Annotated in this window: 23 protein-coding genes; 11 read left to right on the top strand and 12 right to left on the bottom strand. The window is 67.8% G+C overall.

The genetic code is table 11. From position 1 onward, the window contains the following. Positions 1 to 8: 8 nt before the first annotated feature. Positions 9 to 650 carry a hemerythrin domain-containing protein gene (locus FHR20_RS08340; protein WP_167299075.1) on the bottom strand — a complete coding sequence of 214 codons (642 nt, stop codon included), beginning with the start codon at positions 648 to 650 and terminating at the stop codon, positions 9 to 11. A 130-nt stretch (positions 651 to 780) separates the two neighbouring features. Next, complete coding sequence (locus tag FHR20_RS08335) at positions 781 to 1,311, bottom strand: glycine zipper 2TM domain-containing protein (protein WP_167299074.1); 531 nt, start codon at positions 1,309 to 1,311, stop codon at positions 781 to 783. A 323-nt stretch (positions 1,312 to 1,634) separates the two neighbouring features. On the opposite strand from FHR20_RS08335, the gene FHR20_RS08330 reads away from it, so the two are divergent. Continuing rightward, positions 1,635 to 1,967 (top strand): hypothetical protein, encoded by a 333-nt coding sequence (locus tag FHR20_RS08330; RefSeq protein WP_380926241.1) that lies wholly within the window; start codon positions 1,635 to 1,637, stop codon positions 1,965 to 1,967. An 18-nt stretch (positions 1,968 to 1,985) separates the two neighbouring features. On the opposite strand, the gene FHR20_RS08325 is transcribed toward FHR20_RS08330, so the two are convergent. After that, a complete protein-coding gene (locus FHR20_RS08325) occupies positions 1,986 to 3,473 on the bottom strand; it encodes a serine hydrolase domain-containing protein (protein ID WP_167299073.1) in 1,488 nt (495 codons plus the stop codon). A gap of 190 nt (positions 3,474 to 3,663) precedes the next feature. Between FHR20_RS08325 and FHR20_RS08320 the strand changes: the two genes are divergently transcribed. Next, entirely contained in the window at positions 3,664 to 4,953 is a 1,290-nt protein-coding gene (locus FHR20_RS08320; RefSeq protein WP_167299072.1) for a hypothetical protein, read from the top strand. A gap of 42 nt (positions 4,954 to 4,995) precedes the next feature. Here the strand turns inward: FHR20_RS08320 and FHR20_RS08315 are convergent, their stop codons facing one another. Next, a complete protein-coding gene (locus tag FHR20_RS08315; RefSeq protein ID WP_167299071.1) occupies positions 4,996 to 7,323 on the bottom strand; it encodes an ATP-dependent helicase in 2,328 nt (775 codons plus the stop codon). A 99-nt stretch (positions 7,324 to 7,422) separates the two neighbouring features. Between FHR20_RS08315 and FHR20_RS08310 the strand changes: the two genes are divergently transcribed. From FHR20_RS08310 to FHR20_RS08300, 3 genes are all read left to right on the top strand, one after another. Continuing rightward, positions 7,423 to 7,593: a hypothetical protein gene (locus FHR20_RS08310; protein WP_167299070.1), complete on the top strand. Its 171-nt coding sequence runs from the start codon at positions 7,423 to 7,425 to the stop codon at positions 7,591 to 7,593. A gap of 100 nt (positions 7,594 to 7,693) precedes the next feature. Beyond that, complete coding sequence (locus FHR20_RS08305; protein ID WP_167299069.1) at positions 7,694 to 8,191, top strand: hypothetical protein; 498 nt, start codon at positions 7,694 to 7,696, stop codon at positions 8,189 to 8,191. An 84-nt stretch (positions 8,192 to 8,275) separates the two neighbouring features. Next, a complete protein-coding gene (locus FHR20_RS08300; RefSeq protein ID WP_167299068.1) occupies positions 8,276 to 9,919 on the top strand; it encodes an inorganic phosphate transporter in 1,644 nt (547 codons plus the stop codon). A gap of 34 nt (positions 9,920 to 9,953) precedes the next feature. Here FHR20_RS08300 and FHR20_RS08295 read toward each other — a convergent pair whose 3' ends face one another. From FHR20_RS08295 to FHR20_RS08285, 3 genes are all read right to left on the bottom strand, one after another. Continuing rightward, on the bottom strand, positions 9,954 to 11,675 hold the full coding sequence (locus tag FHR20_RS08295; protein WP_279589393.1) for a serine hydrolase domain-containing protein: 1,722 nt from the start codon (positions 11,673 to 11,675) through the stop codon (positions 9,954 to 9,956). Between the two features lie 119 nt (positions 11,676 to 11,794). Then, positions 11,795 to 12,754 carry a peptidyl-alpha-hydroxyglycine alpha-amidating lyase family protein gene (locus FHR20_RS08290; protein ID WP_167299066.1) on the bottom strand — a complete coding sequence of 320 codons (960 nt, stop codon included), beginning with the start codon at positions 12,752 to 12,754 and terminating at the stop codon, positions 11,795 to 11,797. Positions 12,755 to 12,824: 70 nt separating this feature from the next. Then, the gene (locus FHR20_RS08285; RefSeq protein ID WP_167299065.1) at positions 12,825 to 13,010 is read right to left on the bottom strand and encodes a hypothetical protein; all 186 of its coding nucleotides are present in this window, start codon (positions 13,008 to 13,010) and stop codon (positions 12,825 to 12,827) included. A 124-nt stretch (positions 13,011 to 13,134) separates the two neighbouring features. On the opposite strand from FHR20_RS08285, the gene FHR20_RS08280 reads away from it, so the two are divergent. Then, positions 13,135 to 14,391 carry an MFS transporter gene (locus tag FHR20_RS08280; RefSeq protein WP_167299064.1) on the top strand — a complete coding sequence of 419 codons (1,257 nt, stop codon included), beginning with the start codon at positions 13,135 to 13,137 and terminating at the stop codon, positions 14,389 to 14,391. Positions 14,392 to 14,451: 60 nt separating this feature from the next. Beyond that, a complete protein-coding gene (locus FHR20_RS08275) occupies positions 14,452 to 15,612 on the top strand; it encodes a retroviral-like aspartic protease family protein (protein WP_167299063.1) in 1,161 nt (386 codons plus the stop codon). A gap of 3 nt (positions 15,613 to 15,615) precedes the next feature. Here the strand turns inward: FHR20_RS08275 and rsmD are convergent, their stop codons facing one another. After that, positions 15,616 to 16,164 (bottom strand): 16S rRNA (guanine(966)-N(2))-methyltransferase RsmD, encoded by a 549-nt coding sequence (rsmD, locus tag FHR20_RS08270; protein WP_167299062.1) that lies wholly within the window; start codon positions 16,162 to 16,164, stop codon positions 15,616 to 15,618. Then, on the bottom strand, positions 16,161 to 17,342 hold the full coding sequence (locus FHR20_RS08265; RefSeq protein ID WP_286711254.1) for a pseudouridine synthase: 1,182 nt from the start codon (positions 17,340 to 17,342) through the stop codon (positions 16,161 to 16,163). The genes rsmD and FHR20_RS08265 overlap by 4 nt, the downstream gene beginning before the upstream one ends. Positions 17,343 to 17,450: 108 nt before the next feature. Between FHR20_RS08265 and FHR20_RS08260 the strand changes: the two genes are divergently transcribed. After that, the gene (locus FHR20_RS08260; protein ID WP_167299429.1) at positions 17,451 to 17,885 is read left to right on the top strand and encodes a response regulator; all 435 of its coding nucleotides are present in this window, start codon (positions 17,451 to 17,453) and stop codon (positions 17,883 to 17,885) included. On the opposite strand, the gene FHR20_RS08255 is transcribed toward FHR20_RS08260, so the two are convergent. Next, positions 17,882 to 18,031, bottom strand: a complete 150-nt coding sequence (locus FHR20_RS08255; protein ID WP_167299061.1) for a hypothetical protein — start codon at positions 18,029 to 18,031, stop codon at positions 17,882 to 17,884. The two genes, FHR20_RS08260 and FHR20_RS08255, sit on opposite strands and share 4 nt — an antisense overlap. A 78-nt stretch (positions 18,032 to 18,109) precedes the next feature. After that, the gene (locus FHR20_RS08250; protein ID WP_167299059.1) at positions 18,110 to 19,234 is read right to left on the bottom strand and encodes an aromatic ring-hydroxylating oxygenase subunit alpha; all 1,125 of its coding nucleotides are present in this window, start codon (positions 19,232 to 19,234) and stop codon (positions 18,110 to 18,112) included. 67 nt (positions 19,235 to 19,301) lie between these two features. Between FHR20_RS08250 and FHR20_RS08245 the strand changes: the two genes are divergently transcribed. Genes FHR20_RS08245 through FHR20_RS08235 form a run of 3 tightly spaced genes read left to right on the top strand, consistent with a single transcriptional unit; the run spans position 19,302 to position 22,221 of the window. Beyond that, positions 19,302 to 20,975 (top strand): AmpG family muropeptide MFS transporter, encoded by a 1,674-nt coding sequence (locus FHR20_RS08245; protein ID WP_341786419.1) that lies wholly within the window; start codon positions 19,302 to 19,304, stop codon positions 20,973 to 20,975. Next, positions 20,975 to 21,736 carry a tetratricopeptide repeat protein gene (locus FHR20_RS08240; protein WP_167299057.1) on the top strand — a complete coding sequence of 254 codons (762 nt, stop codon included), beginning with the start codon at positions 20,975 to 20,977 and terminating at the stop codon, positions 21,734 to 21,736. The genes FHR20_RS08245 and FHR20_RS08240 overlap by 1 nt, the downstream gene beginning before the upstream one ends. After that, positions 21,733 to 22,221, top strand: coding sequence for a DUF2939 domain-containing protein (locus FHR20_RS08235; protein ID WP_167299055.1), 489 nt, complete (start codon positions 21,733 to 21,735; stop codon positions 22,219 to 22,221). Before FHR20_RS08240 ends, FHR20_RS08235 begins: the two co-directional genes overlap by 4 nt. On the opposite strand, the gene FHR20_RS08230 is transcribed toward FHR20_RS08235, so the two are convergent. Beyond that, entirely contained in the window at positions 22,215 to 22,640 is a 426-nt protein-coding gene (locus FHR20_RS08230; RefSeq protein WP_167299053.1) for a DUF6628 family protein, read from the bottom strand. The genes FHR20_RS08235 and FHR20_RS08230 overlap by 7 nt on opposite strands. Positions 22,641 to 22,789: the final 149 nt, after the last annotated feature.

The following is a 22,789-nucleotide window of genomic DNA, read 5'->3' as shown; positions in this document are numbered from 1 at the left end:
GCGGTTGGTTATTTTCGCAATCGAAACCAGATACTTGGAGGCTTTATATGGGCAAGGGCATCTTGTTGTGGCTGCTCGGCATCCCGATTCCGATCATCCTTCTGATCCTGATCTTCTGGCACTGATCCGACTCGGGGCGGTTCGACGCGCGGTTTCGCCCCGAAGATCAGCTCGCGAATTTCCCACGCATCCGCGACATAGCGATGGTCCGGCTTGCCGGGGCAAGCGCCCTGATCGTCGACGGGCAGCCGGGAGAGCAGCGGCAGGATATCGGTCGCCTCGCTTTCGAGCCGCTCGCGGATGCGCGCCGTCAGCCAGCGAGTCGAGCGGGCATAGATGCCCCACTGCGCCTCGCTCGGGAAACCGTGCCAGCGCGTGACGTGCTCGCGGAAATCGGCGACCAGGGCGGCAGTCTCCGCGCTCGCATGGCTGGCCATGTGCGCCACTTCGCCGCCCACCTCGTCCATGAGGGGGCCATAGACCTGGCCCTCCATCCTGGCGAAATGCATCAGCAGGTCGCGCGTGAACAGCCAGCGCCGAAAGCCCAGCCCCTCGATGCTTGCGGGCCGCGGGCCGGAGACGAGCGCCTCGAGTGCATCGGCATTGGCCAGGATATGGCCGTGCTGCCGCAGCACGCGGTCCACGGGCATGGCGCGACTCCTCATATCCCCCATATCGGCCCATCATGCCTGCACGGGCGTGAAGTCGCGGCTCAGGAGCTGTCCCCATCGGGAAAGCTACGGAGGCCCCGCCGCCGCGGCGACGGGGCCTCCGATCGGGTCAGCGGCAGCGGACCTGGTCGCGGTCCACCGAGCTGCCGAGCGCGCCGCCGGCGATCGCGCCGAGCAGCGTGCCCACCGTCTTCGAGCGCCCGCCGGCAATGACGTTGCCGAACAGACCGCCCGCCGCGGCGCCCACGATCAGGCCGGTCGTGCCGTCCGAGCGCTTGCAGTAATATTTGCCGTCCTGTCCGCGATAGATGCGATCGTCCTGCGTCAGCACGCGCTCCTGATAGCCCGGGGGCGGCGCGCGATAGTCGCGGGCCGCATCATAATATTCCTCGTCGCGCGGATCGTAGTAGCCGCCGCGCGGCGGCGGGGGCGGCGGGGCGACGACCGGGCGGGACTTGTAGGCGCGATACCGCTCGAGCGCCTGCTGGAACTGATCATATTCCCGCTCGAAGCGCTGCTGCGCGGCGTCGAAGCGGGCCTCCTCGTCCTGCCCGTAGACGGGGCCGCGCTGCGCCATGGCCGGGGTCGCGACCGCCAGGCTGGCCGCAGCGACCGCGGCGAGGGTTACCAGATGCTTCATTGTGTCTTCTCCTTCCCGAAGGCCCATACGGCCAGGGACGCTGAAACGTTCCGGACATGCGCGTGAAGCCGTGCTGAACGGACGGCGCCGATGCGGTGGAACCGCAAGGGAGCGAGGCGGATCGTTCCGGCGCAGGGATGGCGGGCCGTGCCGCATGATGCAACCTGTCGGGCTCTGGATGGTTTGCAAGCCGCGCGCGGTCCCGCGGCGCGGGTGCAGGAGAGGACAGGGGCGATGCGACGATCCGATGGCAACGAGAATGCCATATCCGAAGCTGGGGTCTTGCTGCGCCGCAGCAGGAATTGCCATAAGGGCGCATGTTCTTGAGTCACGAAGCCGACCCGCCTGCCGCTCCCGCGCCCATCACGCCGATGGTCCTGGAAGGGATCGTGCGCCAGAAATGCCTGGCCGCGACCTATAATCGCACCGCGATGATCCTCGCCCCGCATATCCTCTACACGCGCCACGATGCGCTCCATGTCGATGCCGTTGTCGTCTCCAAGGAAGGCCTGCCGCCGCGCGAGGAGAAGATCGGCACGTTCAAGCTCGACGGGCTGAAGGACGTGGCGGTGCTGGAGCAGGCATTCGTGCCGAGCGCGCTGTTCGATCCCGGCCTCGATAAATATCGGGGCGAGACGCTGATGGCAGTGGCCTGAATTCCGGTTCGCTCCACCCTAGGGCGCTTTTTCCAGCTTCGCGATCATCTGCGTCGCATTGTCGTTGGCCGGATTGAGCGCGAGCGAGCGCCGATATTCCGCGATCGCGCCGGCCTTGTCGCCGGTGGCCGCGATCGCCTCGGCCAGGCTGTCATGCGTGTTCCAGCTGTCCGGAAATTGCGCTGCGTTCCAGGCGAAGATGCCCCGTGCGGCCCGGGGCGATGTGCCGAGCAGGCGGTAGCCCCAGCTGTTCATGCGATCCTCGGTCAGGTGCAGGTCGGGGAAGCGCGCCCTGGTCGCGGCGATCGTGCCGGGCACGTCGGCATAGTTGCTCCGCTCCAGCGCCGCCTCCAGCGCCTTCAGGCCGAGCGGCGGGCCGAACAGCGCGGTGTGGATGGCGTCGGCGAGCGCCTGGCTCGTGTCCTGCGCTGCGGCGCTGTTGGCGAGGACGACCGCGCCATAGCGCCGGGCCGGATAGAAGTCGCAATAGCTCGAATGGCCGAAGGTGCCGCCCGAATGGCGCAGATAGGTCTGGCTGTCGGCGGTCTTGGCGATCACCCAGTGGAAGCCGACCGCCCTCGTCTCGGGCGTGCCGAACAGCGGCCGGTGGGTGCGGGCGATGGCGGGATCGCCTGCAGAGATGTGGGCGGCGACGTAGCGCGCCATGTCCACCGCCGAATAGCGCAGCCCACCCGCGGCGCGGATCGCCGGCATGTCGAGCGTCGGCGCCTCCACGCCCTTGCTGCTGTAGCCGGTGACGAGCAGGCCGGGCGGGACGGCGCCGCCGCCGGCGCGCATGCCGAGCGGCTTCTCGACGAAGCGCGTGAGCAGCGCGTCATAGGGGGCGCCATAGATGCGCTCGGCCAGCACGCCCTGGAGCTGCGAGGCGGTGTTGCTGTGGCGCGGCGTGCGGCCGGGCACTTCGAGTAGGGTTACCGCCTTGAGATCGGTGAGGAAATTTGCCGGGTCATAGCTTTTGAGCAGCTTCGACACCTCGACGAGCAGTTGTTCGGGCGGCACCTTGCCGAAGAAGCCGCTCCAGTCGGGCAGATTGTCCTGCAGCGCCGAAGTGGTGGTGACCAGGTCGGCGAGGCGGATCGGGCGGCCGTCGCGGACGAGATTGTCATATCCCGGCGGCAGGTGCCGGCGGACATCGTCGTCGATCCGGGCGCGGCCTTCCTCGATCGCATGGGCGAGGAGCAGGCTGGTGAAGGTCTTGGAGATCGAGCCGATCTCGTGGACGGCGTGCTCGGTGGCGGGGGCGTTGGTGGTGCGCGAGATCACGCCGGCATTGTAGAAGCGGGTGCTGCCGTCGCGGATCACGGCGACCGAGACGCCGGGCGCCTTGCCGCTCGCCACGAAATCATCGACCAGCGCCTGGACCGGATCCGCGGCGACGACCGCGCGCGCCAGGCCGGGGAGGAGGAGCGTGGCGCCGGCGGCGGCGGGCATCAGCGCGAGGAGGCGGCGGCGGTCGAGGCGGAGGGCGGGGGCGTTCTGCTGCATGGTATCTCCCTTTTGCCGTGACGCTACATTTGTAGTCATGCCTGCGTCAAGGGTGTGATGATAGGGTAAGACACGTTGGCGCTAGGGATGGTCTTGCCGGCCTGTGGCTGTTGCAATGTAGGATTTTGAATGTTCTTGAAATGTTCCTATCGAGGCAAATGTGCCGCGGCAGAGCTGGAAGGAGCATGGCATGACGACCCCACCCCCATTCATCATCCCCGCCAACGAATGGCCGGATCCGCAATTCTGCATCCAGGACGCCAATTCCATGGTTACGATGCTCAACGACCAGATGACCGGCACGATGAACCAGATCAGCGTGACGAGTTACACCACCGGCTCGCGTAACGTGACGGCCTATACGAACTTCACCGACCAACTTGCGGTAGGTGACCTCATTTGGTTCAACGCACCTGCGGATACCGCCCTGCTCCAATCGTCGTTTCGGATCACGGCGCTGGTGCCGAACACGTCGTTCAGCTTTACCACCGAATATAAGGACGGCGCTCCCAGCATTTCGGCCGCATGCATGGTCAATCCGCTTCAGCGCGGCGCGCCGGCTTCATCGCCCAGCGGGCTGGTTACTTCGAACATCCGGCGCTACGCTGGCGGCGGGCAGTGGCCGTCGGTGTGGATCTCCGAGCGGCCCGCGCATGTCGGGCGCCTCAAGAGCTGCCGGCGCGTGCTGGTGGTCCAGAAGACGACCGGTGGAGACGAGTATATCTACTGGGAAGCCAATGGCGAGCGCCTCCGGACAATCGCCGGTACCGGCCGTGCGGTGGGACTGGCGGTCAGTGTCGTCAGCGGCACGGGGGCAAGCGCGCGGGCCTATGCAGTGGACAGTGCGACCGGCGTTACGCTCTCCGGCGTGACGGCCACCACGGCGACGCGTACCTGGGTGAGCGCCCAGAAGACGGCAGCAGCCGCGATCTCGACCTGGCAGGAGGGAGTCCAGCTTTCCGGGCCTGCCGGATCGACCTTCGTGATCGGGGAATTCACCTCGGCGCCCAGCGCGGGAGAGCTCTATGACGGCAGCTTCTCCACACCCCGCGGGCAGCGGATCCTGGCGCTGGCCTCGATCAGTCCCTGGGTGGGTGCCAATCTGACCACGCCCGCGGCGCCCGGGCCCGGCGGCACCTATGAGTTCGTCACGGACATGCGCCAGGCCAGCTACGGCGTCATCAACGAGGGTGTCAGCTTCTTGACCGGCTTGCTCGAGGGGCAGTCGGATATCGCGGGACATCTCCTCGCGTCCCGGAGCCGGTTGACTGCGCCTACCGTATATAATCCGATCGTTCGCGCGCCGGCGGCCGTCACCAACACCTTCGGCGCGGCCGACCCGGAGAAATACGGCTTCGCCTCGGGCAATTTCCTGGTCGATAGCGCGGCGCGGATGATATTCTATTCGCACACGCCTTCGAACAAATGGGGATTTCTGAGCTGGGACATCCATGGCGCGGTGCTCTATGCCGAGCCCTGAATAGAGGGGCGGGGCGGTCATTGGCCGCCCTGTTCTTCCCTCTCACCCCGCCGTAACGAAACTATCCATAACCCGCTTCCGCCCGGCCTGTTCGAAGTCGATCTCGAGCTTGTTCCCCTCGATCTCGGCGATCGTGCCGTAGCCGAACTTCTGATGGAACACGCGCATGCCCAGCGACAGGTCGTCGCGCGGTTTGGCGCCGAAGCTCACCGCCGAAGCGCGGCTCTCCACCACGCGGGCAGGCTCGCGGCTGAACGTCCGCGACGTGAAGCCGCCGCCCGGGTTCTTCATGTCCACCCCCGCCGCGCGCTGCCAGCCCGGCCCTCGCCCGGTCCCGCGCGATACGTCCGCGAAGGGGTCGCTGCGCTCGCTCCAGTTCGCCTGCCATAGCGAGGCGCCGCCGGTCATCGTGCTTTCGCTCTCGATATGCGCCTCGGGCAGCTCGGCGACGAAGCGGCTCGGGATGCTCGCGTTCCACTGGCCGTAGATGCGGCGATTGGCGGCGTGGAGGATGGTTGCCTGGCGCCGCGCGCGCGTGATCGCGACATAGGCCAGGCGGCGCTCCTCCTCCAGCGAGGCGAGCCCCCCTTCGTCGAGGGCGCGCTGCGAGGGGAAGATGCCTTCCTCCCAGCCGGCCAGGAACACGGTGTCGAACTCCAGCCCCTTGGCGGCGTGGATCGTCATGATCGTGACCTTGGGCTCGTCGCGCTGCCCCTCATTGTCCATGACGAGGGAGACATGCTCGAGAAAGGCGCCGAGCGTCTCGTACTCCTCCATCGCGCGGACGAGCTCGTTCAGGTTCTCGAGTCGACCGGCGGCCTCGGCGGTGCGGTCGGCCTGCCACATCGCGGTATAGCCGCTCTCGTCGAGGATGATGCGGGCGAGGTCCGGGTGCTGGAGGTCGTTGCCCATGCTCCGCCAGCGCGCCATGTCGCCGACCAGGTTGCCGAGCGCGCGGCGGGCCTGGGGCGTCAGCTCGTCGGTATCGAGGATGCGCGCGGCGGCGGTGACGAGCGGGATTCCCTCGGCGCGGGCATATTGGTGGACCTTCGCCAGCGCCTTGTCGCCCAGGCCGCGCTTGGGAACGTTGACGATGCGCTCGAAGGCGAGATCGTCCGCCGGTTGCGCGACGACGCGGAGATAGGCGAGGGCGTCGCGGATCTCCTGGCGCTCGTAGAAGCGGAAGCCGCCGATGATGCGATAGGGCAAGCCGATCGCGATGAACCGGTCCTCGAATTCGCGCGTCTGGTGCTGGGCGCGGACGAGGATCGCCATGTCGTCGAGCGACTTTCCCCCATCCTCCCTGCTCCAGGCACGCTGCTGCCCCTCGATCTCCTCGCCGACGCGGCGCGCTTCCTCGGGCCCGTCCCACACGCCGAGCACCTTGACCTTCTCGCCCTGGTCCTTGTCGGTCCACAGCGTCTTGCCGAGGCGGCCGCTATTGTTGGCGATCACGCCCGACGCGGCGGCGAGGATGTGCGGCGTCGAGCGGTAATTCTGCTCGAGCTTGATCACCCTGGCGCCGGGGAAGTCCTTTTCGAACTTGAGGATGTTCTCGACCAGGGCGCCGCGCCACGAATAGATCGACTGGTCGTCGTCGCCGACGCAGCAGATGTTCTTGCGCTCCTGGGCGAGGAGGCGAAGCCAGAGATACTGGACGGCGTTGGTGTCCTGATATTCGTCGACCAGGATGTAGCGGAAGCGCTGCTGATAGCGCTCCAGCACGTCGCGGTGGGTCTTGAGGATCACCAGCATGTGGAGAAGCAGGTCGCCGAAGTCGCAGGCGTTGAGCGCCTTCAGCCGCTCCTGATAGAGATGGTAGAGCGCGGCGCCGCGGCCATTGGCGTAGCGCTCGGATTCGCCCGCGCCGATCTCGGCGGGCGTCAGGCCCTTGTTCTTCCACTCGTCGATCAGTCCGGCGAGCTGGCGGGCGGGCCAGCGCTTCTCGTCGAGGTCTGCCGCGAGGATCAGCTGCTTGATCAGGCGGAGCTGGTCGTCGGTGTCGAGGATGGTGAAGTTGGACTGCAGGCCGACCAGCTCGGCATGGCGGCGCAGCATCTTGGCGCCGATCGCGTGGAAGGTGCCGAGCCAGGGCATGCCCTCCACCGCCGCGCCGACGAGGCGGCCGACGCGCTCCTTCATCTCGCGCGCGGCCTTGTTGGTGAAGGTGACCGCCAGGATCTCGCTGGGATAGGCGCGGCGGGTCCAGAGCAGATGGGCGAGGCGGGCGGTGAGCGCCGCGGTCTTGCCCGTGCCCGCGCCGGCCAGCACGAGCACCGGCCCCTCGGCCGTCAGCACCGCCTCGCGCTGGGGCGGGTTCAGGCCCTGGAGATAGGGGGCGTTGGCATCGGTCTCGACAGGCAGGGTCATCCGCGAACAGGTAGGGAACGCGGGCGGGCGAGGCAATGGCGGATTGCCAGTGGCGCGTGATCCTGGGATCGTCGCGTCCCAACGATCGGGGAGGCGCGAATGGACAGGACGATGCTTGAGGCGCGGCTCGATCTGCTCAGGCGGGAACATGCCGCGGGCGAGGAGCGGCTGAAGGCGCTCGATACGCAGATCGCCGAGCAGAAGCGGACCCAGCTGCGCTTCGCCGGGGCGATTCAGGTGCTTGAGGAACTGCTGCGGGAGCAGGGCTGACGGTGGAAACAATATAGGCTGGTATTGGAAACATTTCAGCAATAATATCCCAGCGTCGCCGGGAGGATTCGGCGGCATACTGCCTGTCTGGGGGCTCGGCATGGGGGTTGTTGTTCGAAGCGGCGCGATCGGACTGGCGGTGGGGGCGATCCTCGCTGCCATGCCGGCACAGGGTCAGGCCGTTGCCGCGGCCCAGGCCGCCTATCTGGTGCTGCAGCCGGAAATTCGCGTGAAGACCGAGGAGCGGGCATCGGGCCTGTGGCTGCGCACCTCCGCGACCGTGCGTGGCAGCAACGAAAGCTGGCGGGCCGACGAGACGCGCTCCACCTATGGCTTCTCGCTGCAGAAGGAAGTGATCGGGCATGCCTGGCTGGGCATGAGCGCCTACGCCCAGGCGCCGCGCTTCGATGCCGATCGCGGCGTGGTGCGCGATGCGCGGCACTATGCCGGCGCGCGGCTGAGCTTCGAGGCGTCCGACCATGTCGAGATGGGATTTGCCTGGCTGCGGCGGTTGCGCGGGCGCGGGTTCATGAGCCTGCCCGGCGGCAATCGCGGCATCAAGCCGGGCCCCAAGGCCTATATGCAGGTCCGTTTCTGAAGCGGTTCGTTTCGGCGTGATCCTTCGCCATGTCATGCGTTTGTCATATGGCTGTCACACCCTCCGGCCAGAGGCGCGCATATCATGGCATCACTCGCTCTGGACCAAGCCCCGCCGGTTGATCAACCGCAGCAGGGGCCCCGATTCGACTACAAGACCCATCCCCTCGCCAAGCTGCTCTTCGCGGCGATTATGGTCGGCGGGCTGGCCTTTGCCGGCTGGAGCGTGCTGACCGACACGCACGGGGTGGGGGAGGAGCTTGCCACCGGCGTGTTCCTGTTCCTCGCGCTGGCGCTGCTGATCGCGCTCGGCTTCGAGTTCGTGAACGGCTTCCACGATACCGCCAATGCCGTGGCGACGGTGATCTACACCAATTCGATGCCGGCCCATTTCGCGGTGGTCTGGTCGGGCTTCTGGAACTTCCTGGGCGTGATGCTGTCCAGCGGCGCCGTCGCCTATTCGATCATCACGCTGCTGCCGGTGGACCTGATCCTCAATGTCGGCTCGGCATCCGGCTTCGCGATGATCTTCGCGCTGCTGCTCGCGGCGGTGCTGTGGAATCTGGGTACCTGGTATGTCGGCCTGCCCAACTCGTCGTCGCACACGCTGATCGGCTCGGTGCTGGGCGTGGGCTTCGCCAACCAGCTGATCCAGGCCGGTTCGCGCGGCGGCACCGCCGGCGTCGACTGGAGCCAGGCGCAGAAAGTGCTCACCGGCCTGTGGATGGCGCCGCTGATCGGCTTCTTCGCGGCGGTGCTGCTGCTGCTGGTGATGCGCGCGGTGCTGCGCAACCCGAAGCTCTACACCTCGCCGATGCCGCACACTGCCCCGCCGCTGGGCATTCGCAGCGCGCTGATCTTCACCTGCACCGCGGTCTCGTTCAGCCATGGCTCGAACGACGGCCAGAAGGGCATGGGCCTGATCATGCTGATCCTGATCGGCTGCGCGCCGACCGCCTATGCGCTCAACCGCACGCTGCCGGCGAGCGCGACTCCGGCCTTCGTCCAGACCGCCAATACCGCTTCGGCGGCGTTCGATGCGCATAGCCGCGGATTGCCGGACATGGCACCGGTCCAGGCGCGTGCCGTGCTCACCACCGCGCTTCAGCAGCGCAAGGCGGAGAACCCGCAGGTGTTCGCCGCGCTCGAGGGCCTTTCGAAGGATCTCACCGCCCGCGTCCAGGGCTTCGGCTCGCTGAGCAAGGTGCCGGCGGAAGCCACCGGCAATGTCCGCAACGACATGTATCTGGTGCTCGACTCGACCAAGCTCGTCACCAAGAAACCGGACGGTTTCCAGCCTGCCGAACTGAAGGCGCTGGCCGACTATCAGAAGAGCCTGGAGGCCGGCACGCGCTTCATCCCGCTCTGGGTGAAGATCGTCGTCGCGCTGGCGCTCGGACTGGGGACGATGATCGGGTGGAAGCGGATCGTCGTCACCGTCGGCGAGAAGATCGGCAAGCAGCACATGACCTATGCCATGGGAGCCTCGGCCGAGCTGGTGGCCGCGGGCACGATCCTGGCGGCCGATCGCTTCGGCCTGCCGGTGTCGACCACGCATATCCTTTCCTCGGGCGTCGCCGGTGCTTCGGTGGCGAGCGGCGCGGGCCTGCAGGCTCGCACGGTGCGCAACCTGGCGCTGGCCTGGCTGCTCACCCTGCCGGCGGCGATGCTGCTCTCGGGCGGCCTCTATTGGCTGATGCTGACCGCGGTGAAGACGTTCGGGCTCTGAGCGGCAGCTCAGCCGGTTCTGATCCACCGCGACTTCAGCGGGGCTGCCGCGCGAACCGCAGGTTGCGGGCCCCGTTCGCCCAGGCGGCAACGCCATCGACCTTGCCGTCAGACGCGCGCGTGAAGACGAAACTGGTCGTGCCGCGCAGCCGCGTGGTGAAGCCGTCGGCGAAACTCGGCGTCAGCGGCCATTCGATCCCGAATGGCAGGCGCATGACCAGGGCATGCCCCCGCCGCACGACCGAGATGCGCGTGTCCAGTTCAGGGCTATAATAGGTACCGACATAGGCAGCGAGCGCGGCATCGCCGTTTCTGGCTGGCGCGACCGCGATGAAACGCTGGCGCATCGGGCCGCGCTCGATCGTGAGCGCGGTCGGCTTCCCGTTGCTCCTGACGATGTGCACGCGATCGCCGTCGGCGCGTCGAAAATGATCGCCCTCGCCGGGTATCAGCGCCTGGGACGCACCCTGTCGCAGCATGAGTTCCCCATCGACGAGCCTGGTTTCGACCAGCTCGCCGGTGACGTGACTGCGGAAAAGGCCCTGATACGACGCCAGGTCGCGACGAAGGGTCGCGGCTGCCGGGACGAGCGCGGACGGTGCGGGCGCTGCGACGTCCGCGCCGCGATGGCCGGCGGCCTGGAGCGCGCGTGCCGCTATCTTCTCGCCCAGGCCGACCGGATCGATGTCGCCATTGTTGCAGAGCAGCGCGACCGAGACGCGCCTTTCGGGATAGCGGCCCAGCCATGCCTTATAGCCGCCGGTCGAGCCACTATGGGAGACGAGGCGCAGTCCATGCGCGCGCGTGATTTCAAGACCCAGGGCGTATTCGAGCGCGACGCCACCCCGCAGGCTCCCCGGCGATTGCAGGGCAGCCGCCAGGGCCGGGCCACCGGGGAGCCGGGATGGATCATCGAGGAACGCGTTCCAGCGCAGCAAATCTCCGATCGTGGTGAGAAGCCCGCCATTTCCGTAGACATTGGTGAAGGGCATGTTGGCGACGAAGCCGCCATCGGTCGCGGCATAGGCCGTTGCCCGTCCCGGAACCACCGTGCGGAAATCCTCCCGCCACCGGCTGCGGGTCATGCCGAGCGGCTGGAACAGGCGTTCGCTGGTGAAGCGCTGGAGGCTCTTGCCGCTGACACGTTCGACGATGATCGCGGCCAAGACGTAATTGGTATTGGTATAGAGGAACTCCGCGCCGGGCGCGAAATTCAGCCCCTTCTGGCGCGAGGCGAGGTCGAGGATCGTGCCCTGGCCATGCACCTGAGTTCCGGGGCCCCTGCCGGCCAGGGCCAGCAGGCTCCATTGCTCGCGCAGCCCGCTGGTGTGGTTGAGCAGGTGCCGGATCGTGATCGGGGTCCCATAGTCCGGCATTTCCGGCAGGTAGCGCCTGATATCGTCGTCGAGCGTCAGCTTCCCGTCCTGGACGAGCAGTAGCATCGCGGCGGCGGTGAACTGCTTGGCCAGCGAACCGGTCTCGAAGACGCTGTCCGCCGTGATCGGCACCGGATGTTCCAGATCGGCCATGCCATGGCTTTGCATAAGCGGCGCCGCTCCGGCGATCACGACACCCGCCGCGCATCCGGGGCCCGTCGGCGCGATCGAAGCGAAGTCCGCATCTAGATCAATTGCCGGCCGATCCTGCGGGGATGTCACGGGGGAAAGGCCCGCGCTCTCCGTAGTGGCGCTCCGGGCGGACGAGGCGGTGCTTGCAAGAAGGCATGAGAAGGCGATGACGAAACGGGCAAGATGCATTGAACTCTCCGATGAACGCGCGACCGATCAAGCCAGGTTCCGTCGGCAGGCCAACCTCGAATCGGTGAACGTCCCGTGCAAGCGGTGAACGACGACGGCCGTCGGCGTCACCAGGGCTGCTATCGCCGCACGAACTTCTGCACGCGCTGGCCGGCGATATCGACGACGTAGAGATTGCCGGCGCGGTCCGCGGCGATGTCGTGCGCGATCCGGAACTGGCCGTCCTGGTTGCCGATGCCGCCGAAATGCGCGATTTCGCGACCGTCCAGGCCGGCGATGGTCACGCCGTCATGATCCGGCACCTTGCCCGAACTCGTGCCCCCGTCGAGGATGGCGATGCGGCGACCGGGCAACAGCGCCAGACCGAATGGGCGGCCGATCGAGGGGGATTTCCATTCGGCGAGATAGCGGCCCTTCCCGTCGAACAGCTGGACGCGGTCGTTGGCCCGGTCGGCGACATAGACGCGATGCCCGGCGTCGATCGCGAGCGCGTGCGGGATGTCGAACTGGCCCGGGCCGGTACCGTGCGTGCCCCATTGGAAGAGCAGCCGTCCGTCGGCAGCGAACTTCATCACGCGCGAATTGCCGTAGCCGTCGGCGACATAGAAGCTGCCGTCGGCGAGCGGCGCGACATCGGTGGGACGATCGAAATGCGTCGCATCCGCACCGGCGACGCCGCGCTCGCCGAGGGTGCGCAGCAGCGCGCCGTCGGGGGTGAGCTCGAAGACCTGGTTCGATCCGGTATCGGTGATCCAGACATGGCCATTCGGGCCGATGCTGATGCCGTGCGGGACCACGAACAGTCCGGCGCCCCATTCGCGCAGCAGCCTGCCGGTGGCGGCATCGAACACTGCGACCACCGGTTCCTTCAGCGTCGCGAGCCCCTTGGCATCGGTGCCGCGATTGCCGCGGTGGAGGACGAATACCTCGCCCTTGCCGTTCACCGCCACGCCCGAGCACGGGCCGAACAGGCGGCCCGGTGGCAGGACCGGCCAGCCATGGACGACGGCATAGTGCGGCGCGGGCGCCGTGGAAGCCAGGAGCAGCGGGGCGAGGACCGCCAATCTGATGCTGCGCATGCCGACCTCCCGTTCGTCCCGGGAGCCTATCCTCACCGCCGACCCGGCGAAAGCCGGAATGGCGATGTCCTCAGAGCCGCTTCAGGCCCAGTTCGAACAGGTGCGTCGCCAGCTCGATGCTGAACTTGAAGCCCTGGCCATCGGCGCGAAGATCGGCCTTCAGATGGTCGATCGGGTTCCAGAATGCCACGACGAAGCCCGCGAGCACAGCGAACAACACGGCATAAGCCAGCCGTCTTCCCGCCGATTCGCGCATCGCCCGTCTCCCTGGTCCGGTCGCTGAGGTGGCGCACCGGTACGCGGGCGAAACTGTCCTGCCGATGAACGGGCTTTCCCTTTGCGCCGGATCGATCCAAGGAGGAGGCAAAAGGGGAGAGGGCATGACCAAAGCCGCCGCATCGCACCGCCGCATCCTGTTCGCCAGCCTGGTCGGCACCTCGGTCGAGTTCTACGATTTCTATATCTACGCCACGGCGGCGGCGATCGTCTTCCCGGACCTGTTCTTTCCCGCCAGCGAGCCCTGGATTCGCCAGCTCGCCAGCTATGCCAGCTTCTCCGTGGCCTTCTTCGCGCGGCCGCTGGGCGGGCTGGTGTTCGGCCATTTCGGCGACCGGATGGGCCGCAAGTCCACGCTGGTCGCCTCGTTGATGCTGATGGGCGTCTCGACCGTGCTGATCGGCTTCCTGCCCGGCTATGCGATGCTCGGCTGGATGGCGCCACTGCTGCTCTGCCTGCTCCGTTTCGGCCAGGGGCTGGGGCTGGGTGGCGAATGGGGCGGGGCGAGCCTGCTCGCGGTGGAGAATGCGCCGCCGGGCTGGGCCAATCGCTATGGCAGCTTCCCGCCGATGGGTGCGCCGGTGGGGTTCATCTTCGCCAATGGCTTCTTCCTGATCCTGGGTGCGGTGATGGACGACGCGCAGTTCCGCGAATGGGGCTGGCGCCTGCCATTCCTCGCCAGCGCGGTGCTGGTGTTCCTCGGCCTGTGGGTGCGTCTGAAGATCACCGAGACGCCCGAGTTCGTCGCCGCGACCGAGAAGGAGGCCCCGCCCGCCGTGCCGATCGGCGAGCTGTTCCGCACCAGCGCCCTTGCCACCTTCGCCGGCACCGTCGGAACGGTCGCCTGCTTCGCGCTGTTCTACATCTCGACCGTGTTCATCATCGGCCATGGCACCAAGACGCTGGGCTATGATCGCGAGACCTTCCTGGCGGTGGAACTGCTCGCGATCCTGTTCATGGCCGCGGGCATCGTCACGGCGGGGATCAACGCGGACAAGCGCACCGCCAACGCGGTGCTCATGTTCGGCTGCATCTTCACCATCCCGGTCGGCATGGCGATGGCGCTGCTGGTGGTGCCGGGCTCGCTGGCGAGCGTCGCGGCCTGGTTGGCCTTCGCGCTGTTCGTGATGGGCTTCGTCTATGGGCCGCTCGGCGGCTGGCTGCCCAGCCTGTTCCCGGCGCGGGTGCGCTACACCGGCGTCTCCGTTACGTTCAACCTGGGCGGCATCCTGGGCGGCGGGCTCACGCCGCTGATCGCCGAGACGCTGGTGAAGCAGGGCGGGCTCACCTGGGTCGGCTACTATCTCGCCGGGGCGGGATTGCTTAGCCTGATCGGCCTGATTCTCGTAAGAGACAAGTAACCGACTTCGCCCCGTCATCTTCGATCAATACTGCGCCTCCCGAACCGGGGGATTCCAAAGATGATCGGCAGACGTAGACTTATCGGTGGCGGCGTGACGCTGGCGGCCATGGCGGGAATGGCGGGCCGGGCATTGGCGGCGCCGGATCGCGCGCCGGTGGTCAATCGCATCATGCTGACCGAAGGCCGGGTTTGGATGGCGGCCAAGATCAACGGCAACGGGCCGTTCCTGTTCATCGTCGATACCGGCGCCACGCTGAGCTTCATCGAGGACGCCTTCGCCAAGGCCCAGCGGCTGGAGCGGGTCGAGCATTCGGGGCACATGGTCGGCTATGGCGGCAAGGTGGCCGACTATAGCTGGTATTCCGCCAGGGAAGTGATGCTGGCCAACGGCATCCGTTTCCGCAACATGCTGTTCACCGGCGTCGGCAAGCGCGCCTCGCCCGATGCAGTGGGCAGTTTCGGCGTGGGATTGTTCATCAGCTACGACAGCGACTTCGATTTCATGAAGGGCGAATGGCGCGCCTATCTCGACGGGCGGCCGAACTTCGACGGATTGACCAGGCTGCCCTCGCGCCTGAGCAAGGAAAACGACGTGCCGCGTATCGAAGTGGATGCTTCGATCGATGGCTTCGAGGGCGATTTCGTCGTCGATACCGGGGCGCCGGGCATGACGATGAACGGCCGTGCCGCCGCGAAGAGCGGCCTATGGGCAAGCGACAGGCCCTATGCGGTGAGTACGGCCAGCGGCCTTGGCGACGGCGGCCATATCCGGACCCGTATCTATCGCGCGGAGCGGATCAAGGTCGGGCCCTTCGTGTTCCAGGACCTGCTGGTGACCGTAGACAAGCCGGGCACGCTCAGCGAGGGTCGCAATGACGGGCTGCTCGGCCTGAGCATCCTCTCGCAGCTCCATCTGACCACCGATGTCTCGGCGGGGCTGCTCTATGCCACTCCGAACGGTGCGCAGCGGCTCCGCCAGGGCTATCCGCTCGGTGCGCTTGGGCTCGAACGGGAGGATGGCCGCATCGTCGTGGACGATATCGGTGCCGGCAGCCCGGCGGCGAAGGCGGGCATCCGCCGGGGCGACATCATCGTTGGCGACGATATCGGCGCGATCCTGCGCGCGGCCGATGGAGCACCGGGCAAGCAGGTATCGCTCAAGATCGAGCGTGGCGGCGTACGGCAGGACATCGGCTATACGCTGGCGCCCTGGTTCTAGCGCTCAGACGGCAGGCGCGGCGCGCAGCAGCGTGAGCCGCGCCTTGCCGTGCACCCGGCTGACGTCCGCGACGAAGCCGGCCACGTCGGGCACTTCGTCGCGTGCCGTCTCGATGCTGATCCAGGTGGCCGGACCCGCCCAGCCGAGCCGCCCGAGCTTGTCGAGCGCGACGCTGCCCGCGCCGGTGCCATAGGGCGGATCCATCAGGATCAGGTCGAGCGGCGCGCGGGCAGGACCGAGCGACAGGACCGAACCGGCGCGTACTTCCGCGGCTTTCGTACCCAGTTTGGCGATATTGGCACGCAGCGCATCGAGCGCCGCCCGATCCTGTTCGACGAACAGGCAGGAGGCCGCGCCGCGCGACAGGGCTTCCAGCCCCAGCGCGCCGGAGCCGGCGAACAGATCGGCCACCGCCAGCTCCTCGAAGCTGCCGAGGCGGCTGGCGAGCATCGAGAAAAGCGCCTCGCGCGTGCGGTCCGCAGTGGGGCGGGTGGTGTCCCCCCTGGGCGCGACGAGCGGGCGGCCGCGCCATTCCCCGGCGACGATCCTCATTTGCGGGTCCTTGGCGGGCGGGCGGGCTTGCCGCCGCCGGGCCGCGCGCGGCCGCCGGCGGGCCCGGGACGGCCGGTGCCCTTGCCGGGTCCGCGCGGACCCTTGGGCCGGTCGACGAAATCGCCGGGGCGCGGCTCCTGCGTCTCGCGGTGCGCGCGTGCGCGAGCGGCGCGGGCAGGCTTGGCGACGCCGTCCTCGCGCGGCTTGCGAGGACCGGGCTTGCCGGACGGGCGGGGCCGCTCGATCGCGATCTCGTCCTTCGCCCGGGGCGTGACGCGGGCAGTGAAGACCGGCTTCTTCGCCTCGGGCTTCTCGATCTTGCGGCGGCCCTCGGGCTCCCGGCCGCCCGGCGCGGGGACCGGGCTGGGCCTGGGCGCCGGCTCGACCGCGCGCGAGCGGACCGCGAACTGCAGGTTCGAGGCTGCCTTGCCGCCGCCTGGCCGGGACAGCACGGTGCGGAAAGTGATCAGGTCGTGCTGGCGAATCTCGTCGACATCGCCCGCGGGCATGTCGCCCAGCCAGAAGGGGCCGTAGCGGGTGCGGATGAGCCGGTTCACTTCGAGCCCCAGATATTCGAGCACGCGGCGCACTTCGCGGTTCTTGCCTTCGGTCAGGGTCATCTCGATCCACACGTTCGCACCGGTGCGCCGCTCGATATTGGCGTTGATCGGGCCATAGCGGACGCCTTCGATCTCGACGCCGAGCATCAGCGATTCGAGCTGCGCCTGCGTGACATTGCCATAGGCGCGGGCCCGGTAGCTGCGCTCCACGCCGGTGGCGGGCAGTTCGAGCGCGCGCTTCAGCTCGCCGTCGGTGGTCAGCAGCAACAGGCCCTCGGTACTCAGGTCGAGCCGGCCGACGGGCATCACGCGCGGCAGCCCCTCGGGCAGGTGATCATAGATGGTCGGGCGGCCCTTGGGATCGCGCTCGGTGGTGAGCAGGCCCGCGGGCTTGTGATAGCGGAACAGCCGGGCGGGGGCGGGCGCGGCAACCGGCTTGCCGTCGACGGTAACGCCGCGCAGGGAAGTGAGCAGCGTCGCGGGCGTATCGAGCACTTTCCCGTCGAGCGCGATTCGCCCGTCCACGATCATGCGCTCGATATCGCGACGCGACGCGATTCCGGCACGGGCCAGCAGCTTGGCGATGCGCTGCGCTTCTTTGGTATTGGATGATGACACTTGGGCGATATAGCGATTGTGGCGGTCGCTTCAAAAATTATTGCGTCCTCGAAAGGGATTGGCGCGTTGGCGCCTCGGGTTCAGTGGCTTGGCGGGTTTTCAGGCGAGATGATGTTCGGGCGGAAGAAGCGGCGGATCGAGCGGTTGCTGGTGGTGGAGGACGAGCCGCTGGTCGCCTTCGACACGGAACATTTCCTGACGGGCGAAGGCTTCGCGGTGGCGGCGACGGTGGATACGGTCGCCGAGGCGCTGCGCGTGATCGCGGCGGACGCCGGGCTGGACCTGGTGCTGGCGGACGTGAGCCTGGCCGATGGCAGCGGCGTGGAGGTCGCGCGGGCGGCGCAGGGGCGCGGGCTGCCGGTGCTGTTCGTGACGGGAAGCTTTCCCCAGGAAGCGCGGGCGCTCGCGGCGGGATGCCTCGCCAAACCCTATCCGCAGCGCGACCTGCTCGCGGCGATCACCGCGATCGAGGCAGTGCTGGAGGGAACCAGGGCACCCAGGCGGCTGCCGGGCAGCTTCAGCCTGTTCCTGAGCCCTGCCTAGTAGCGCAGCAGGATAAGCGCTGCGGCGACGACGATGGTCCAGCTTACCGCGCCGATGCCGAGCGCGATCAGCAGCCCGGAGCCGCGCGGCAGGCGGGGTTCGTCGCTGAGGTCGAGCAGTTCCTTGGGCGGCAATCGAAGCGGCATCGGGCGATCCTCTCGAACTACCTCATAGGTAGGCCGGAGGCCGGGCACGCGAAATCCTGAGGAATTCCTCTCCGGATTCTACCGGATCCGGGCATTCACCGCATCGTGGAAATGGCGGATGCCGAGCTCGAGGGTACCGAGCGTCACCCGCTCGATCGCGCCCGAGGCGAGGCCCTGCTGGCCCAGCTCGCAGGCGCGGAAATCCTCCGAGGCGAAGACTCCGCCGTCGAGCAGTTCCCAGCTGCGCTCCCAATGGGCGAGCGCTCTTTCGCTGGCGGGCGGCTCCGGGATCAGCATGAAATCCTCGACCAGCACGCACCCCTCGGACTGGGGCATCAGCACCATCAGGTTGATATAGTCGGGGCTCACCACCAGCACCGTGCCCGGAAACATCTGATAGGTATAGGTGATCGCCGCGCGCAGCGTTGCCCAGTCGCTGGAGGAAAGCGCCGCGAGCGCGGCTTCGCGCCCCACTGCCGAGCGCTGGTGCGGGCCGATGGTATCGGCAGTGGAGACGCCGTCCTTGAAGAAGGGCGCGATCGTGTCGGCATGGAGCCGCTGGATGTGATAGCCTTCGAGAAAGGCGTCCATGATCAGCTTCCAGTTCGCCTGCACCCTATGGGTGCGGCGGCGGAACAGGTGCTGGCCGGCCAGGTCGAACGCTTCGAAATCGCGCGCCAGCGTCTCCGCCTCGGCGAAGTCCGCTTCCTCGGCGAAGGAAAACCAGATGAGCCCGCCGGCTTCGTGCGTGGGCAGGCGCTTGAGGCCGTACTCGCCCTTGTCGAGGCCGGGAAAGGTGTCGGGGCGGGGAAGGCCGATCAGCCGCCCGTCGAGCGCATAGGTCCAGGCATGATAGGGGCAGACCAGGCGCCCGCCCCTCACCGGATCGCAGCCCTCGACGAGGCGGGTGCCGCGATGCCGGCAGACGTTGAGGAAGACATGCGCCTGGCCCGCCTTGTCGCGCGCGACCAGCAGCGGCTTGCCGAAGCCGTCATGCGGGATCGCCATATTGGGTTCGGGGAGCAACGCGGAGGGCGCGATCACCAGGGGCACGCTTGCGAAGATGCCGGCCTGCTCGGCGGCGAAACGCTCGGCGCTGGTGTAGACCGAGGCCGCGACATGCGCGATCTCGCCCTCGCCGCGCGATCCACCCCTGGCCAGGGCTCCCGCCAATGCCGATTGCCCTTCGGTCGGCGCGTTCATGCCATGCTCTCCTCTGGCCTTCCCGTTATTTTCGGCTAGTTTCCACCCAACACAGCGAGGGTGCAAGGTGAGCGACAAATTGAAAGGCTGGGCGCTGCTGCGCGCGGCGACGCGCAACCGCAAGACGGCGGCGATGCTGGTGCTGGGATTCGCGTCGGGCCTGCCCTTCGTGCTGCTGATCGGCACGCTCAACGCCTGGCTGGGCGAGCTCAAGGTGAGCCTCGCCACGATCGGCGTGCTCTCTTGGATCGGCCTGGCCTATGCCTTCAAGTTCCTGTGGTCGCCGCTGGTCGATCGGGCGCGTCTGCCGCTGATCGGGCAACTGGGCCGGCGCCGCTCCTGGCTGGTGCTCTGCCAGGCCGGGCTGGCGGTGCTGCTCTGCGGGCTGGCGCTCACCGATCCGCTGACCGCGATCGGCAGCTTTGCCGGCCTGGCGGTGATCGCGGCCTTCCTCTCCGCGACCCAGGACGTGGTGATCGACGCATGGCGCATCGAGATCGCCGACGAATCGGCGACGGTCGACCTGCTCTCGGCGATCTACCAGCTCGGCAACCGGCTCGCGGCGCTCACCGGGGGCGCCCTGGCGCTGATCCTGGCGGCGCGGCTGAGCTGGCCGACCGTCTATATCGGCTTCGGCGTGGTGATGATCGGCGCGCTGGCGATGACGCTGTTCACTCCCGAGGCCGAGCGCAACGCCGCCGACGAGGCTTCGCCGCTGGCTGGCCATTCGGTGCCCGCGGCGGGCCAGCGCGCCGTCGCGCTGGGGATCGTGGCGGTCTGCTGGGCCTGGGCGATCTACATGCTCGGCAGCTTCATGATCGCGGCGCTGCGTCCGCCGGTGCCCGGCGTGCCGGCGCCGTCGGCCGGGGTGTTCACCCAGGTCTGGGGGCCGTGGATCATCGTTGCCACCGTCATCCTGCCGGCACTGGTCGCGGGCTGGACCAACCGGCTGCCGCGGCAGGTCGAAGGCCCGGATCCCGCGCCGAGCGCGCTGCGAGCCGCCGCCAACCACAGCTATCGCGCGCTGATCCTGCCGCTCGCCGAGATCGTCCAGCGGCTGCGCTGGGGGGCGATCCTCGTCCTCGCGCTGATCCTGGTCTATCGGATCGCCGATTCGATCTGGGCGCCGTTCGCCTTCCCCTTCTATCTCGATTTCCTCCACTATACGAACGACCAGGTCGCCTTCGCTTCCAAGGTGTTCGGCGTGATCATGACGATCCTGGGCGTGGCGATCGGCGGGCTGATGCTCGCCTCGATCGGCCGGCTGCCGACCCTGTTGGTGGGCGGCATCGTCGCGGCGGCGTCGAACCTGCTCTATGCCGATCTCGCACTGGGCGGCCCGTGGATCGACGGGTTCGCGCATCTGTTCCTGCTGGACCATGTCGGCATCGAGCCGCGGATGATCCGGCTGATGCTGGCGATTTCGGGGGAGAACATCGCGGGCGGGCTCGCGGGCACCGCCTTCATCGCCTATATCTCCTCGATCACTTCGCGCGAGTATAGCGCGGTGCAATATGCGCTGCTCTCCTCGATGACCTTCCTCGTCGGCGCGCTCGGCCGTGCCGCGGTGGGCGAGGCGATCGAGAAGCACGGCTATGCCAACATCTTCTACGTGACTGCCGGGCTCGGCATGATCGCGGTGGTGCTGGTGCTGATCGAATGGTGGCGCCCAGCGCCGCTGCCCAAGGGCGAGCCGATCGTCTCCACGCCCGAGGGCGCGCCGGAAAGCGCGGGCGCCTGATGCCCTATCTGCTGATCATCGGCTTGCAGGTGGCGTGCATCGTCCATCTGATGCGGCGCGGCGGCAACCCGATGTGGGTGACTGCGCTGATCTTCCTGCCCGTGGTCAGCGCCATCGCCTATTTCTTCGTCGAGATCCTGCCTGGCCTGGGCCAGAACCGCCATGTGCGCACGGCGCGCGCCAAGGCGGTGTCCGCCCTCGATCCCGAGCGCGAACTGCGCGCCGCCCGCGATGCGCTCGATCTCGCCGACACGGCCGCCAACCGGCTGCGCGTCGCCGACGCGCTGGCCGGGCTCGGCCGTAACGGCGAGGCGGTTCCGCTCTACCGCGAATCGATCCGGATGACCGCGGGCGAGCCCGATGTGCGGACCCAGGGCAAGCTGGCCGAGGCGCTTTACGAGACCGGCCAGGGCGCGGAGGCGCTGGCGCTGCTCGATGCGGCGCCCGAGCCGCTCGGCCAGAGCGATCGGGATCGCCGGATCCTGTTGCGTGCCAAGCTGCTCGAGCATCTCGGCCGCGCGGAGGAAGCGCTGGAACGCTATGCCGATGTCGTCACCCGCATGCCGGGCGAGGAGGCGCGCTGCCGCTATGCCGCGCTGCTGATCGCGCAGGGCTGGGATCGCAGGGCTCTTGTGGTGCTCGAGGAAGTGGAGAAACGCATGAAGCGCATGGATCGCCAGCAGCGCGCGGCGGAGGCGGACATGTATCGCTGGGCGACGGATACGCTGGCCGGGCTGCGTTCGAAGGGCGTGACGGCATGAAGAAGCGCTGGCTGATCGTGCTGCTGGCACTGATCCTGTTCGCCGCCGGCGGCTGGGTGTGGGGATCGCCCTATTATACGCTGTGGCAGATGAAACGCGCAGCCGAGGCGCGCGACATCGACGCGCTGGCGCGCCATATCGATTTCCCGATGGTGCGGGAAAGCGTGAAGGCCCAGCTTTCGGCGCGGACGGGCGGCGAGGGCGGCGGCATGCTGGGGGCGCTGGTTCGTGCCGGGATCGCCGATACGGTGGTCGATGCGGCGGTCTCGCCCGAAGGGATGCGTTTCATCTTCGCGGCGGCGCCACTGGCCGAGACCCCGCGCCCGGACACGATCAAGCTCAAGGCGAATGAAATGCGCTATCGCCGCGTCGCCTTCGGCCGGTTCCTGCTGACCCGCAAGGACGGGGCGGCGCTGGAGTTCCGGCTGCACGGCGCGAACTGGGTGCTGACCGACCTCAGGCTGCCGCCCGACGCGTTTCACTGATCGAGCGCCAGCCCCATATCGGCGAAGCTGTTGGCAAGGGCATGGGCAGTGATCAACACGCCCGTCGCGTCGCGCACGCCGAGCATGTCGGCGAGCAGCACCGCCGAGACCTGGGGCTGGGTGCGTACCCGGCCGAGCACCTGGAGCAGCGCGGACTCCGCCCCGGTCATCCGCGCGCAGCACCATGGCGCGATCTGGATCGGCCCGGCCGACATCGCCGACATCTCTTGCATCAGCGCGCGCAGCAGCACCAGCGGGCGCCGGAAGCCCTTGCCGAACGCCGTGACGAAGGCGTGCGCGGTGCAAGCATCATGGATGCCGTGCGCGCCCATCTGGCGAACGCCGAACAGGAGCAGCCGCGCGCCCGGATCTTCGGGCTGGAGTTCGGGCAGGGCGGTGAGCGTGGCACTGACAGTCATGGGGACTCCGATCGCTGTGATCGGAAACCTTGCGCATTCGCTATTGATAGTCAATCGCATTAACAGAAATGCGATGGCGGCCTGTCGCGGGCGAAGCACGGTTCGCGATGTACCGATGGGACATCCGGGGTTGGGGACAGGACGCCCAT

It is taken from the genome of Sphingomonas leidyi (assembly GCF_011761945.1).
Lineage (GTDB): Bacteria > Pseudomonadota > Alphaproteobacteria > Sphingomonadales > Sphingomonadaceae > Sphingomonas > Sphingomonas leidyi.
This window is presented reverse-complemented; position numbering and strand designations above follow the sequence as displayed.

What these genes read in the sequence shown, in the direction of transcription:
- FHR20_RS08325 (WP_167299073.1), bottom strand. Translation starts at nt 3,473, where the DNA reads ATGCAGCAGAACGCCCCCGCCCTCCGCCTCGACCGCCGCCGCCTCCTC.
- FHR20_RS08315 (WP_167299071.1), bottom strand. Translation starts at nt 7,323, where the DNA reads ATGACCCTGCCTGTCGAGACCGATGCCAACGCCCCCTATCTCCAGGGC.
- FHR20_RS08295 (WP_279589393.1), bottom strand. Translation starts at nt 11,675, where the DNA reads ATGCATCTTGCCCGTTTCGTCATCGCCTTCTCATGCCTTCTTGCAAGC.
- FHR20_RS08255 (WP_167299061.1), bottom strand. Translation starts at nt 18,031, where the DNA reads ATGCCGCTTCGATTGCCGCCCAAGGAACTGCTCGACCTCAGCGACGAA.
- FHR20_RS08275 (WP_167299063.1), top strand. Translation starts at nt 14,452, where the DNA reads ATGATCGGCAGACGTAGACTTATCGGTGGCGGCGTGACGCTGGCGGCC.
- FHR20_RS08250 (WP_167299059.1), bottom strand. Translation starts at nt 19,234, where the DNA reads ATGAACGCGCCGACCGAAGGGCAATCGGCATTGGCGGGAGCCCTGGCC.
- FHR20_RS08335 (WP_167299074.1), bottom strand. Translation starts at nt 1,311, where the DNA reads ATGAAGCATCTGGTAACCCTCGCCGCGGTCGCTGCGGCCAGCCTGGCG.
- FHR20_RS08240 (WP_167299057.1), top strand. Translation starts at nt 20,975, where the DNA reads ATGCCCTATCTGCTGATCATCGGCTTGCAGGTGGCGTGCATCGTCCAT.
- FHR20_RS08320 (WP_167299072.1), top strand. Translation starts at nt 3,664, where the DNA reads ATGACGACCCCACCCCCATTCATCATCCCCGCCAACGAATGGCCGGAT.
- rsmD (WP_167299062.1), bottom strand. Translation starts at nt 16,164, where the DNA reads ATGAGGATCGTCGCCGGGGAATGGCGCGGCCGCCCGCTCGTCGCGCCC.
- FHR20_RS08235 (WP_167299055.1), top strand. Translation starts at nt 21,733, where the DNA reads ATGAAGAAGCGCTGGCTGATCGTGCTGCTGGCACTGATCCTGTTCGCC.
- FHR20_RS08260 (WP_167299429.1), top strand. Translation starts at nt 17,451, where the DNA reads ATGATGTTCGGGCGGAAGAAGCGGCGGATCGAGCGGTTGCTGGTGGTG.
- FHR20_RS08280 (WP_167299064.1), top strand. Translation starts at nt 13,135, where the DNA reads ATGACCAAAGCCGCCGCATCGCACCGCCGCATCCTGTTCGCCAGCCTG.
- FHR20_RS08300 (WP_167299068.1), top strand. Translation starts at nt 8,276, where the DNA reads ATGGCATCACTCGCTCTGGACCAAGCCCCGCCGGTTGATCAACCGCAG.
- FHR20_RS08230 (WP_167299053.1), bottom strand. Translation starts at nt 22,640, where the DNA reads ATGACTGTCAGTGCCACGCTCACCGCCCTGCCCGAACTCCAGCCCGAA.
- FHR20_RS08340 (WP_167299075.1), bottom strand. Translation starts at nt 650, where the DNA reads ATGCCCGTGGACCGCGTGCTGCGGCAGCACGGCCATATCCTGGCCAAT.
- FHR20_RS08285 (WP_167299065.1), bottom strand. Translation starts at nt 13,010, where the DNA reads ATGCGCGAATCGGCGGGAAGACGGCTGGCTTATGCCGTGTTGTTCGCT.
- FHR20_RS08310 (WP_167299070.1), top strand. Translation starts at nt 7,423, where the DNA reads ATGGACAGGACGATGCTTGAGGCGCGGCTCGATCTGCTCAGGCGGGAA.
- FHR20_RS08305 (WP_167299069.1), top strand. Translation starts at nt 7,694, where the DNA reads ATGGGGGTTGTTGTTCGAAGCGGCGCGATCGGACTGGCGGTGGGGGCG.
- FHR20_RS08290 (WP_167299066.1), bottom strand. Translation starts at nt 12,754, where the DNA reads ATGCGCAGCATCAGATTGGCGGTCCTCGCCCCGCTGCTCCTGGCTTCC.